The organism is Qipengyuania sp. NPDC077410 (genome assembly GCF_044543405.1).
GTDB lineage: Bacteria > Pseudomonadota > Alphaproteobacteria > Sphingomonadales > Sphingomonadaceae > Qipengyuania > Qipengyuania pacifica.
Window position 1 is genome coordinate 144,943 of sequence record NZ_JBITWB010000001.1, and the last position, 12,412, is coordinate 157,354.

The following is a 12,412-nucleotide window of genomic DNA, read 5'->3' on the forward strand; positions in this document are numbered from 1 at the left end:
TGCTGTAGCATCGAAAAGCGCGCGGCAACCCCTGTTTTTCCGCCGAACCACACCTATAAGGGTTCGCATGAGAATTTTTGACGGGTTCGGACACAGGGTTTCCCTGGCAATGGCGGGCAAGAAAAGCCCTTGGGGCGGAGGCTCCGGGGATGACGGCGACAGCGACGGCGGCAAGCCGACGGGTTCGGAAGGCGGCGACAAGCCGAAGGGTCCGCGCAATCCATGGCTGCCACCCGGTAGCGGCGGTGGCAGCGGCGATGGTCGCCGCGGCCCCAATATCGAGGATATCTTCAAGAGCCGCGGTCCCGAGGGCCCACGGCGCCGCGGCGGCGGTGGCGGTGGCCCCGGCGGCCCGAACATGCGCTTCCCGCAGCGGCCCGGCGGCAAGAGCTGGTTCCCGATCGCCGTGATCGCGATCATCGGCATCGGCGTGCTGGCGACCAGCGTGCATCTGGTCGGACCGCAACAGCAGGCAGTCGTCAAGACGCTCGGTAATTATACCCGCGCCATGCAGCCGGGTCTCAATTTCTCGGCCCCCTTCCCGATCGAAACGGTCGAAGTCGAAGATGTCGAAGGCGTGCGTTCCGTCCGTATCCCCGGCAATGATAATCAGGCCAAGCTGATCCTGACCGGCGATCAGAACCTGGTCGACCTGAGCTATATCGTACGCTGGAACATCAAGGACCTGTCGGACTTCAAGTTCCGCGTTGTCGATCCCGTCGACACGGTCAACGAAGCGGCGGAAGCCGCCATGCGCGCGGCGGTTGCCGAAACCGAGCTGGACGAAACCTTCTCTGGCCAGGGCCGCGCCGCGATCGAGCTGGATGTGCGCGAGCGCATGCAGCGCACGCTCGACGGCTACCGGGCCGGCGTCAACGTGCTCGGCGTCGAAATCGAAAAGGCCGACCCGCCCGCACAGGTCGTCGATGCCTTCCGTGACGTGCAGGTCGCCGAACAGAATGCCGATGCCGCACGCAATCAGGCGCGCGGTTACGCGCAGCAGGTTCTGGCACAGGCACAAGGTGAGGCGGAAGCCTTCGACAAGGTGTACCAGCAGTATCGCCTTGCCCCGCAGGTCACCCGCCAGCGTCTTTATTACGAAACCATGGAGCGTGTGCTGAGCCAGACCGACAAGACCATCGTCGAGACCGGCAATGTGACACCCTATCTGCCGCTTCCCGAAATCCGGCGACGCGCCCAGCAGAGTTCACCTGCCACCGTTGTGACAGCACCGGAGGGCCAGTGACATGAGCAACTTTTTGCAGAACCACCGCTACACGGTCATCGCATTGGGCGTACTGCTCGTCATCTTCATGATGAGCGCCTACATCGTGCCCGAGGAAGAACAGGCCGTCATCATCCGCACCGGTGAACCGGTCGGCACGGTCAACACGCCCAACGGCACGACCAATGCAGGCATTTATTTCCGCGTACCGTTCATCGACAGCGTTCGCCGCGTCGAGAAGCGGCTGCTCGATCTGGAAATGACCGACGAGGAAGTGCTGTCCGCCGACCAGCAACGTCTGCTGGTAAACGCCTATGCCCGTTTCCGCATCACCGACCCGGTCCGCATGGTGGAACGTGCCGGATCGACGGACGGCGTGCGCAACGCGCTGCAGCCGATCCTGAACTCCGTCCTGCGTCAGGAGCTGGGCCGCCGGACCTTCCAGGCCATGCTGACGGCAGAGCGCGGCAGCGCGCTGGCCAATGTCCGCGCCAATCTCGACCGTCAGGCGCGCCAGTATGGTGCCGAAGTGGTCGATGTGAAGATCATGCGCACCGACCTGCCCGAAGCGCCGTTGCAGTCGGCCTTCCGCCGCATGGAATCGGACCGTGCCCGTGAAGCGCGGACGATCCGGGCGCAGGGCGACCGCGATGCCCGGATCATCCGGGCCGATGCCGACGCGGAAGCCGCGCGGATCTATGCCGAAAGCTTCGGTCAGGATGCGGAATTCTACGATTTCTACCGTGCGATGCAGAGCTACGATGCGACGTTCTCCAACAGCGAGAATCCGTCGGAGAGCAGCATCATCCTGTCGCCGGACAACGAGTATCTGCGGCAGTTCCGCGGTCGGCGTTGATCGTTCGTCGAACGATCCCGGTGCCGTTCAATCGGCATTCAGCGGCCAGCGACACAGTCGTTCGCCGGAACGTCAGGCTCGTTAGGCGGTAAGTCTGCCGTCGGTAGAGTCGGTGCAAGTATTTGAAGAGGACGAAAAGGACGTGAAGCCAGTGCGATATGCATATTCCGTGACGAGTGCGCTGCTGGTAGGCGGCGCCGCGATCTCGCTCGCGACCGGTTTTCCGGCTGGAGCCCAGGTTGCGCAGAACGACGACAGCCATATGGCCCGTGTCGTCCCGCGCGCCGGTGCCCCCGAGAGTTTCGCCGACCTGACGGCGCAGTTGCAGCCGGCGGTGGTGAACATTTCGACCCGGCAGCGGATCGAAGTGCCGACCAGCTCGGGCAACCCTTTTGCAGGCACGCCGTTCGAAGGCCTCTTCGGCCAGCGCGGCGGAGCGCAGCAGGAACCGCAGTACCGCGAAGGCCAGTCGCTGGGTTCGGGCTTCATCATTTCGGCCGACGGTTACGTCGTGACGAACAACCACGTCGTCAGCCCGACGGGGCGCGGGACGGTGGAAGAGATTACCGTCATCATGCCCGACGGGACCGAACATAGTGCCGAACTGGTCGGCACCGATGCATCATCCGATCTCGCGGTGCTGAAGATCAGCGGCAGCAAGGCTTTCCCCTTCGTCGAATTCGGCGATTCGCGTCAGGCGCGGCCGGGCGACTGGGTCGTGGCCATCGGCAATCCCTTCGGCCTGGGCGGAACGGTAACGTCCGGCATCATTTCGGCCATCCAGCGTGTCACCGGACAGGGCGGCGCATACGACCGCTACATCCAGACCGACGCCAGCATCAACCGCGGCAATTCAGGCGGTCCGCTGTTCGACATGCAGGGCAATGTCATCGGCATCAACAACGCGATCTTCTCGCCTTCGGGCGGCAGCGTGGGCATCGGCTTTGCCATCCCCGCCGAGATCGCCGCGCCTATCGTGCAGAAGCTGCGTGACGGCGTGGAAATCGAACGCGGTTATCTGGGTGTGCAGATCCAGCCGGTAACCGACGATCTGGCAGCATCGCTGGGCATTGCGCAGAAGCGCGGTGAATTCATCCAGTCGGTCCAGCCCGGCGAAGCGGCCGAAAAGGCCGGCATCGAGGCTGGCGATATCGTGACGAAGATCAACGGCAAGGATGTGACGCCCGAACAGACGCTGTCCTTCCTCATCGCCAATATCCGGCCCGGCACGACCATCCCGGTCGAACTGATCCGCAACGGTGAAACCCGCCGCGTCAATCTGACCGTCGGCCGGCGCCCGTCGGAAGAGGAACTGCGCCAGCAGCAGCAGTTCAATCCCGATGCGCAGGACGAGGATTCGATGGAGCCGGGCGACAATGCGGTGATCGAGGACAACCTCGGCCTGCAGGTGCTCCCGCTCACGGGTCAGATCGCGCGCCAGCTTGGCGTCGATGCCGATACGCAGGGTGTCGTCGTGGCCGGTGTAGATCAGAATTCGGACGCAGCCCGCAAGGGCCTGCAGCGCGGCGATATCATCCTGACGGCGAATTACCGTCCGGTTACCACGCTGGAAGGCCTGGAGAATGCGGTACGCACCGCACAGAGCGAGAACCGCGAGGCCTTGCTGCTGCGGGTGCAACGCCGTGGCCGTCCGCCGCAGTATGTGGCCGTGCGCCTTCGCTGAGGCATCAGCAACACGAACAGGAAAAGGGCGGCCGCCGGAATGGGGGTCGCCCTTTTTCGTACCCGGGCCAAATCATTGAGCCTTCGGGGCGGCGCTGGCGCCGCCGGGGCTATGGGCGCTGGTCGCGCCTCGCCCCCGTGGCTTCGTTGAGGAAGTCGTCCCCGATCGCCTGAGGCGCGCCATCGACCCCGCGCGGAGGCTGTTGCGGCTGCTGCGGCTGCTGCGGCGGCCGTTGACCCGGTACGGGCTGACGCGGCCGGTCGCCTTCGAGCGTGCGGTCGAACTCGTCGCCGAAGGGATCTTCGCGCGGTGTGTCCGATGTGCCGGGTTCGATCAGATTGCCCTGCTCGTCGATGAAATAGTAATCTTCCGGATCGCCGAGCATGTACTCGTCATCCGGTTCGAGTTGCCATTCCGGAAGCTGCAGATCGGTGTCGAACTGTTCCACCGGGCGATCCTTGACGGCATAGCGCATATAGGCGGCAAAGGCGCGCGCCGGCGCAGTACCACCCTGCAATCCGCCCACGCGCACATTGTCGTCCCGGCCCATCCAGACCCCGGTCGTGATGCCGGAGGAAAAGCCGACGAAATAGCCATCCTTGTTGGAGCTTGTCGTGCCCGTCTTGCCCGCTACCGGCCTGCCAATATCAGCGGCGCGGCCGGTCCCGGTGGCGACTGCGGTCTGCAGCAGATCCGTGATCCCGGCAGCGACATAATCGGGCACCAGCTGCGTGCTGCGCGTGTTGCGCTCGTGCTCGTAAAGCAGGTCGCCATCGGTCGTTTCGACTTTCAGGATGCCATAGGGTTCGACCGAATTGCCGCCTGCCGACACCGCGGCAAAGGCACGGGTCATGTCGATCAGGCGAACCTCGTTCGTGCCAAGCACCATCGATGGATAGGTGTTGATTTCGGTCGTGATTCCGAAACGCCGCGCCATGGACGCGACCGTACCGAAGCCGACTTCGTTGCCGAGCTGCGCGGCGACGGTGTTGATCGAATAGGCAAAGGCCGTGCGCAGATCGATTTCACCGACATTGCGGCCCGACGAATTGCGCGGGCTCCACCCGTTGATGCTGACCGGCGTATCCACCACGCGGTCGTCGGGCGTGTAACCGGCTTCGAGCGCTGCGAGATAGACGAACAGCTTCCACGACGAGCCCGGCTGGCGACGGGCATCGGTGGCGCGATTGTAATTGGTCTGGATGTAATCGGTGCCGCCGATCAGCGCGAGCACCGCCCCGTCGCGGTCCATGCTGACGAGCGCACCCTGCGCGCCATCGGGCGTATTGGACTTTATCGATGCGGTGGCGGCCCGCTGCATCCCCACATCGAGCGTGGTCCACACCTCGATCGGTTCGAACGTTTCGGGCAGCAGCAGGTCGAGCTGCGGCAGAGCCCAATCGGTGAAATAGCGGACCGAGTTCTGGCCCGCTTCTTCCTTGAGCTTCACGGCGCTGGGATCGACGGTCGCATCGGCGGGGATGCGGCCCTGTTCCTTCATCAGGCGCAGGACGACACTGGCGCGGCCCACTGCGGCATTCACATCGGCCGTGGGCGAATAACGGCTGGGCGCCTTGACCAGCCCTGCGATGATCGCCGCTTCGGCGGTGGAGAGTTCGGTCGCCGGATGGCTGAAGAATTTGCGGCTGGCAGAATCCACGCCATAGGCGCCGCCGCCGAAATAGACCTTGTTGAGATAAAGCTCGAGGATCTGTTCCTTCGAGAATTTCGCCTCCAGCGCCATGGCGAGCACAGCTTCGCGCAGCTTGCGATCGAGCGAACGGTTGTTGTTGAGAAAGACGTTGCGCGCCAGCTGCTGGGTAATGGTCGAGGTTGCCGACACGCGCCGGTCACCGGTCGCCGCGGTATAGACGGCGCGGACGAGGCCATAGGGATCGATCCCGAAATGCGAATAATATCTGCGGTCCTCGACCGAGATCATCGCGTCCTTCATCACCTGTGGGATTTCGTCGGAAGTCAGCCACTTGCCGTAGCTGGGGCCGAGTTCAACGATTTCGGTCCCGTCGCGTGCGCGAACGACGATGGTCTGCGCCGTCTGCGTCGCCTTGAGCTGATAATAGCCGGGCATCGACCGGGCCGCGAAGACGACGGCCAGGCCGACGAACAGGGCCACAAGGACCGCCAGCGCCCCGCCCCAGATGACAAGGCGGCGCATCCAGAACTTGACCCGGCTCTGCGGCTCGTCCGCTGCTGCGCGCGATGCGCCATCCTTGCGCGCGGCGCTCTTGCGGCGGCTCCCTCTCTTATCCATCGGTTATGCAGATACCCATTGTTAGTCGCCGGCTCCAGTCGGAGGCCCTATAAATATCGGGACATCGCATGGCGAGGTCTAATCCCGCCTGAATGGATGCGCGTGAAGCGTCAGTCGTCGGGTTCGAAATCCAGCGCAGCCGAATTGATGCAGTAACGCATGCCTCCGCGATCGGGTGGGCCGTCGGGGAAGACGTGACCCAGGTGGCCGCCGCAGTTCGAGCAGGTCACTTCGGTACGGATCATGCCGTGGGATATGTCGCGGTGTTCGTCCACGACCTCACCCTCGGCCGGAGCGGTGAAGGCGGGCCAGCCGCAGCCGCTGTTATATTTGTCGTCGCTCTCGAACAGCTTCTGGCCGCAGCCCGCGCAGTAATATTCGCCGGCATCGTAATGCTTGTCGTATTTGCCGGTGAACGCGCGTTCGGTCCCCGCTTCGCGCAGGACGTGGTACTGTTCGGGGGTCAGCTTTTCGCGCCATTCGGCATCGCTGGTGTCGGGCTTGTCGCTCACATACTTGTCCTTTTGCCGGAGGTCCTACATATAGGAGCAACCGGAGCCGATGCACGCAGTTCCGCAACCGCGTTCCGGTCGCCACCACGATTCGCTTGACGATTCGCAGGGGCGCCGCTAAGTGCGCCGCTTTCCGGCGGCCCGTGCCGCCCATTCGCACGCACCCAAAGAGATTTCGCCGCGCATGCCGTGCGGCCTGACGAGGACAAACATGGCCAATACGCCGCAAGCCAAGAAGCGCATCCGTCGCAACGAAAAGCGCGCCGACATCAACGGTGCCCGCCTGAGCCGCATCCGCAACTTCCTCAAGAAGGTGGAAGTCGCAATCGAAGGCGGCGACAAGGACAATGCCCAGGCCGCGCTCAAGGCAGCCCAACCGGAACTGGCACGCGGTGTCGCTCGCGGCGTGTTCCACAAGAACACCGCTGCTCGCAAGATGAGCCGCCTGTCGAAGCGCGTTTCCGCGCTCTGATTCGCCCCCGCCAGCACGCCGGCAGGGAAAGACAAAAGGGGCCGCCGGTCGAACCGGCGGCCCTTTTGTCGTTTTCGCGTTTCGTTTTGGTACGCACCTTTCGGGCGGCCTCGGGAAGAAGCACCAGAAACCCGCGATTCGCATCCTGATTTCGAGCAATTGCGAGCAAATTCATCGACTTGAACGGGGGCCTGCGGCTTACATCTGAGTCAACAAGTATATTTCAGGTTTTTTACAGTTATCCCCCTTGCGACTCATCCGGCCCGCGACCTAGACAATGGTCATCGGCTCGGGACGGGACAGCCCGGGCTCTTAGAAAATCGATAAAGTGAGGGAGACCTCCGGAAGCACCGATTCCGGAGCATGGCCAAACTGTGCCTCTTTCGCTGACCATCAATTCAAGGGTGCCGCACGGCGCCCTTCGGGGGACTGTACGAGAATGCGCGACGCAGCGAAATCCGGGGCGACCAAAAAGGCACAGGACGATTTCATGGAAGATCTGGAAGCGGTAAACCTGGCGGCGGATTGGGCGGACATCAGCCAGGGCCTGCGAAAGGATCTGGGACACCAGCTTCACAGCCAGTGGATCAAGCCGATCCAGGTCGGCGGCATCGAAAAGGATACGGGCACGCTCGACCTTTTCCTGCCCACCGAATTCAGCGCCAACTGGGTCAAGGATCGCTTTGCCGACCGCCTGAGCCTGGCATGGAAGATCGCTCGCAGCGAAGTGCGCGATGTCCGCATCCAGGTGCATCCGGGTCGCCGTCAGGTCACCGATCTGCGCCTGCATTCCGATGGCCGCCGTCCGGCGAACGACGGCGCGGATACCTCGATGATGGCAATCGGCGCCGATACGCTGGGCGATACCGGCTTCACCAGCTCGGTCGGCCTCGACCCGTCGCTGACCTTTGCGGCATTCATCACCGGCGAAGCGAATGTCCTCGCCTTCAACGCAGCTCAGCGCATGGGCGCCACTGAGAAGCCGCAGTTCTCGCCGCTCTATCTCAAGGCCGCTACGGGCCAGGGCAAGACGCACCTGCTCCACGCAATCGGCCACAGCTTCCTGCAGGCTCATCCGCGCAGCCGCATCTTCTACTGCAGCGCCGAACGCTTCATGGTCGAATTCGTCCAGGCGCTGAAGGCCAACCAGATGCTGGAATTCAAGGCCCGCCTGCGCAGTTTCGACCTGCTGCTGGTGGACGACATCCAGTTCATCATCGGCAAGGCCAGCGCGCAGGAAGAACTGCTCTATACGATCGATGCGTTGCTCGCCGAAGGCAAGCGGCTGGTATTTGCCGCAGACCGTGCCCCGCAGGCACTGGACGGGGTGGAGCCGCGCTTGCTTTCGCGTCTCTCGATGGGGCTCGTGGCCGATATCCAGGCGGCCGATATCGAACTGCGCAAGAAGATCCTCACATCCAAGCTTACCCGCTTCGCGCCGCTCGAAGTGCCGGCAGATGTGCTCGACTTCCTGGCCCGGACGATCACGCGCAATGTGCGCGAACTGGTCGGCGGCCTCAACAAGCTGATCGCCTATGCGCAGCTGACGGGACAGGAAGTGTCCCTGCAGCTTGCCGAAGAACAGCTGACCGATATCCTTTCGGCCAATCGCCGCCGGATCACGATCGACGAAATCCAGCGCACCGTGTGCCAGTTCTACCGGATCGACCGGTCCGAAATGAGCAGCAAGCGCCGTGCGCGCGCCGTGGTCCGTCCGCGGCAGGTTGCCATGTATCTTTCAAAGGTTCTGACGCCGCGCAGCTATCCGGAAATCGGGCGCAAGTTCGGTGGCCGCGATCATTCCACCGTCATCCATGCCGTCCGCCTTATCGAAGACCTCCGCCAGCGCGATGCCGATATGGATGGCGATGTGCGCAGCCTGTTGAGACAGCTGGAAAGCTGACAGGAAAATCCTGCAGCTCTTCGGGCCGCTTCCACAATCCATGCACCGCCTGTCGACAGGGCCATACACAGACCTGTCGACAGGCTGCGCGTGACAGGCCAAAGGGCTGCGGATGCCGCATCACGACTCCCCTGCCCCGCGAGCGCATATCGACCTGCCGCATTCCTTCGCCGCCGTGCTCATCCGCGGTGCGCGCGGCGATTGTCCGCGCTGCGGGGAAGCGAAGATCTTCCGCAAATGGCTCAAGCCGCATGATCGCTGCGCCGCCTGCGCGCTCGATCTTTCGGTCCAGAGCGCAGACGATTTTCCGGCTTACATCTCCATCTTCGTGACAGGGCATTTGCTCGCGCCGGTACTGATCATGCTGGCCAGCGATTTCGCCCTTTCGGCCATGGCGATCGTTTCGATCATCATCCCGCTCGCCATCGCCATGTTGCTGGCGCTGCTCCAGCCGTCCAAGGGCGCGGTCATCGCCATGCAGTGGTGGCATGGCATGCATGGTTTTCGCAAGGAACGTGCGCCCGAGGGCGAGGACGAACGCGCGTGAGCCTGTCACCGGAACGCCTCGATCGCTTTGCGCGCCACATCGTCCTGCCGGAAATCGGCGGCGCGGGGCAGATCGCCCTGGCGAAAAAGCATCTCGTGCTGGTCGGGCTTGGCGGTATCGGCAGCCCTGCCTTGCAATATCTCGCGGGTGCGGGGATCGGGAAACTGACCCTGGTCGATGACGACCGTGTCGATGCCAGCAATCTCCAGCGCCAGACCTTGTTCAACGAACGCGACATCGGTCATGGCAAGGCGGTTATCGCCAAGCGTTGGGTAACCGGCTTCGATCCCGAACTGGACGTGCAGATCAGCGACCGGCGGATCACGGTAGCCAATGCACCCGATCTCGTGATCGGGGCGGACCTCGTACTCGACGGGACCGACAATTTTGCCACGCGCCTTGCCGTTTCCGACGCCTGCGTAGCAGAGCGCGTACCCCTCCTCTCGGCCGCTGTCGGTCGCTTCCAGGGGCAGGTCGGCGCCTTTGCCGGACATCTCGCCGGGGAAGCCTGCTACCGCTGTTTCGTGGGCGACGCTTTCGATGCAGAAGACTGCGACACTTGCGCCGAGGACGGCATGCTTGGCGCCATGGCGGGATGGGTTGCCACCTTTGCAGCGATGCAGGCGATCCGCATCCTGCTCGACGGCGTCAGCGCCTTGGGCGATACCGATTGGGGCCGCGTACATCTGCTGGATGGCTTGAAGCCCGGCATGCGCAGTTTCGCCATCGCCAAGGACCCGGCCTGCAGCGCCTGCGGATCAGCCGCCTAGCACCTCGTCGACCCATTGCGGCACCAGCTGCGTGGCCGGGCCATGACGCGATTCGTGGAACCAGCGCGAACCCATGCTTGCCTCTAGATTGAGTTCGAGTGTCCGCACGCGCATTTCGCGCGCTTCCTGCACAAAGCCGGCCGCCGGATACACCGCGCCCGACGTGCCGATACTCACGAAAAGATCCGCCTTGCGCAAGGAAGCGTAGATGCGGTCCATCTCGTAAGGCATTTCGCCGAACCAAACGACGTCGGGGCGCAGTGCACGTTCGCCGCATTCGGGGCAGGCCGGCCGGTCGAGCATCGGCCCGGTCCATTTCGCCCGCATATCGCAGGCCGTGCACCACGCATTGAGATGCGTACCGTGCATGTGCAACACACGGCTCGCGCCAGCCCGTTCGTGCAGATCGTCGACATTCTGGGTGACGATCAGCAATCCGCCGTCCCACGCGGCATCCAGCTTCGCCAGCGCCTCATGCGCCGCATTGGGCTGCTTGGCCTGGATCGCCTCTCGCCGCATATCGTAAAAGCGCAGCACAAGGTCCGGATCACGCTCGAAAGCTTCAGGTGTCGCGACGTCTTCGACCTTGTGCTGTTCCCAGAGCCCCCCTGCATCGCGGAAGGTGTCGATCCCGCTTTCAGCGGAAATTCCCGCCCCGGTCAGGATCACGATGTTGCGCATATCGGCCATTGCCCTCAAGTAGCGAAGGCGCAGGGCAATTCAAACCACCTGCAAACAGCGATACCAAATCAAACCTCACATGGAGAACCAATGGCGCGGATCGGGATAATCGGAAGCGAAGGTGCCATGGGCCATGCGCTGGCTCACGTCGTCGCGGCGAGCGGACACGAACTGGCCGGCGGTATCGACCGCGGTGGCGATCCGGCGGGGCTGGCCGATGCGAGCGACGTGCTGATCGATTTCTCCGTTCCGCAAGCCCTGGATGCGAACCTTCACGCCGCCATCGGTGCCGGTATCCCCATTGTCATCGGCACGACCGGTCTCGATACATCGCACCATGATGCAATCGACAATGCCGCGCGGGTCGTCGCCGTTCTGCAGACGGGAAACACCTCGCTCGGCGTGACGCTGCTGGCGCATCTCGTGCGAGAGGCCGCGGCGCGGCTTGGCCCGGACTGGGATATCGAAATTCTGGAAATGCACCATCGCCGCAAGGTCGATGCGCCCAGCGGCACGGCGCTATTGCTGGGCGAGGCGGCAGCACAGGGGCGCGGGATCGACCTTGCCGAGCAGTCCGAGCGCGGGCGCGATGGGCATACCGGTGCGCGGCAGGAAGGGGCCGTCGGCTTCGCCAGTCTGCGCGGCGGGACCGTGGCCGGCGAACACAGCGTGATCCTAGCAGGCGAGGAAGAGCGGCTGACATTGTCCCACAGCGCGGAAAACAGAAGCATCTTCGCCCGCGGCGCCGTGCGCGCTGCCGAGTGGATGCTCGCGCGCGAGGCGGGCCGCTATACGATGGAAGAGGTTTTGGGTCTTCAATGACGAAGGACCAGATTTTCGAGTTCTTCCGCCGGCTTGCCGAAGACAATCCTTCGCCCGAAACCGAACTGGAATACGGCAATGCCTATCAGTTGGTCGTCGCGGTTGCCCTGTCCGCACAGGCGACGGATGTCGGGGTCAACAAGGCCACCCGCGCTCTGTTTCGCGAGGTGGAAACGCCGGAACAGATGCTGTCCCTGGGCGAAGATGGCCTGAAAAAGCATATCAAGACCATCGGCCTGTTCAATTCCAAGGCGAAGAACGTGATTGCGCTCAGCCAGTTGCTCGTCGACGAATACGACAGCAAGGTGCCCGACACCCGCGAGGATCTCGTGCGGCTGCCCGGTGTCGGGCGCAAGACGGCCAATGTGGTCCTCAATTGCTGGTTCGGGCAGGAGACCTTCGCGGTCGACACCCACATCTTCCGCGTCGGCAATCGCACCGGCCTGGCCAAGGGGAAGACGCCCGAACAGGTCGAGGCAAAGCTCGAAAAGCGTGTGCCCCAACCCTTCAGGCTGGGCGCGCATCACTGGTTGATCCTGCATGGCCGGTATGTCTGCAAGGCGCGCACGCCCGAATGCTGGCGGTGCACCGTGGTGGACCTGTGCAGTTACCGCAAGAAGGTGCTAGAGAAGCCAGGCAGGGGCAACACAAAGACCGGTCCGGGCTGA

At 63.4% G+C, this 12,412-nt stretch carries 12 protein-coding genes; 9 read left to right on the forward strand and 3 right to left on the reverse strand.

Annotation, left to right across the window (positions count from 1 at the left end):
• Positions 1 to 67: 67 nt before the first annotated feature.
• The 3 genes from hflK (at position 68) to ACIGGE_RS00690 (ending at position 3,765) form a co-directional block, all read left to right on the forward strand.
• Complete coding sequence (gene hflK, locus ACIGGE_RS00680; RefSeq protein WP_397489115.1) at positions 68 to 1,246, forward strand: protease modulator HflK; 1,179 nt, start codon at positions 68 to 70, stop codon at positions 1,244 to 1,246.
• 1 nt (position 1,247) lies between these two features.
• The gene (hflC, locus tag ACIGGE_RS00685) at positions 1,248 to 2,081 is read left to right on the forward strand and encodes a protease modulator HflC (protein WP_103022354.1); all 834 of its coding nucleotides are present in this window, start codon (positions 1,248 to 1,250) and stop codon (positions 2,079 to 2,081) included.
• Positions 2,082 to 2,232: 151 nt separating this feature from the next.
• The gene (locus tag ACIGGE_RS00690; protein ID WP_397489907.1) at positions 2,233 to 3,765 is read left to right on the forward strand and encodes a Do family serine endopeptidase; all 1,533 of its coding nucleotides are present in this window, start codon (positions 2,233 to 2,235) and stop codon (positions 3,763 to 3,765) included.
• 109 nt (positions 3,766 to 3,874) lie between these two features.
• Here ACIGGE_RS00690 and ACIGGE_RS00695 read toward each other — a convergent pair whose 3' ends face one another.
• Together ACIGGE_RS00695 and msrB are read right to left on the reverse strand one after the other, a co-directional pair.
• Complete coding sequence (locus ACIGGE_RS00695; protein WP_397489116.1) at positions 3,875 to 6,037, reverse strand: transglycosylase domain-containing protein; 2,163 nt, start codon at positions 6,035 to 6,037, stop codon at positions 3,875 to 3,877.
• Positions 6,038 to 6,147: 110 nt separating this feature from the next.
• A complete protein-coding gene (gene msrB / locus ACIGGE_RS00700) occupies positions 6,148 to 6,549 on the reverse strand; it encodes a peptide-methionine (R)-S-oxide reductase MsrB (protein WP_103022352.1) in 402 nt (133 codons plus the stop codon).
• Positions 6,550 to 6,760: 211 nt separating this feature from the next.
• Here msrB and rpsT point away from each other — a divergent pair, with 211 nt between their 5' ends.
• The 4 genes from rpsT (at position 6,761) to ACIGGE_RS00720 (ending at position 10,241) form a co-directional block, all read left to right on the forward strand.
• Complete coding sequence (gene rpsT, locus ACIGGE_RS00705) at positions 6,761 to 7,021, forward strand: 30S ribosomal protein S20 (protein ID WP_103022351.1); 261 nt, start codon at positions 6,761 to 6,763, stop codon at positions 7,019 to 7,021.
• Positions 7,022 to 7,460: 439 nt separating this feature from the next.
• Entirely contained in the window at positions 7,461 to 8,924 is a 1,464-nt protein-coding gene (dnaA, locus tag ACIGGE_RS00710; protein ID WP_103022350.1) for a chromosomal replication initiator protein DnaA, read from the forward strand.
• A 112-nt stretch (positions 8,925 to 9,036) separates the two neighbouring features.
• Complete coding sequence (locus ACIGGE_RS00715) at positions 9,037 to 9,471, forward strand: DUF983 domain-containing protein (RefSeq protein ID WP_397489117.1); 435 nt, start codon at positions 9,037 to 9,039, stop codon at positions 9,469 to 9,471.
• Positions 9,468 to 10,241 carry a HesA/MoeB/ThiF family protein gene (locus ACIGGE_RS00720; RefSeq protein WP_397489118.1) on the forward strand — a complete coding sequence of 258 codons (774 nt, stop codon included), beginning with the start codon at positions 9,468 to 9,470 and terminating at the stop codon, positions 10,239 to 10,241. Before ACIGGE_RS00715 ends, ACIGGE_RS00720 begins: the two co-directional genes overlap by 4 nt.
• Here the strand turns inward: ACIGGE_RS00720 and ACIGGE_RS00725 are convergent.
• Positions 10,230 to 10,931, reverse strand: a complete 702-nt coding sequence (locus ACIGGE_RS00725; protein ID WP_397489119.1) for an NAD-dependent deacylase — start codon at positions 10,929 to 10,931, stop codon at positions 10,230 to 10,232. The genes ACIGGE_RS00720 and ACIGGE_RS00725 overlap by 12 nt on opposite strands.
• An 81-nt stretch (positions 10,932 to 11,012) precedes the next feature.
• Here ACIGGE_RS00725 and dapB point away from each other — a divergent pair, with 81 nt between their 5' ends.
• Positions 11,013 to 11,744: a 4-hydroxy-tetrahydrodipicolinate reductase gene (gene dapB, locus ACIGGE_RS00730; RefSeq protein WP_397489120.1), complete on the forward strand. Its 732-nt coding sequence runs from the start codon at positions 11,013 to 11,015 to the stop codon at positions 11,742 to 11,744.
• Positions 11,741 to 12,412 carry an endonuclease III gene (nth, locus tag ACIGGE_RS00735; RefSeq protein ID WP_397489121.1) on the forward strand — a complete coding sequence of 224 codons (672 nt, stop codon included), beginning with the start codon at positions 11,741 to 11,743 and terminating at the stop codon, positions 12,410 to 12,412. Before dapB ends, nth begins: the two co-directional genes overlap by 4 nt.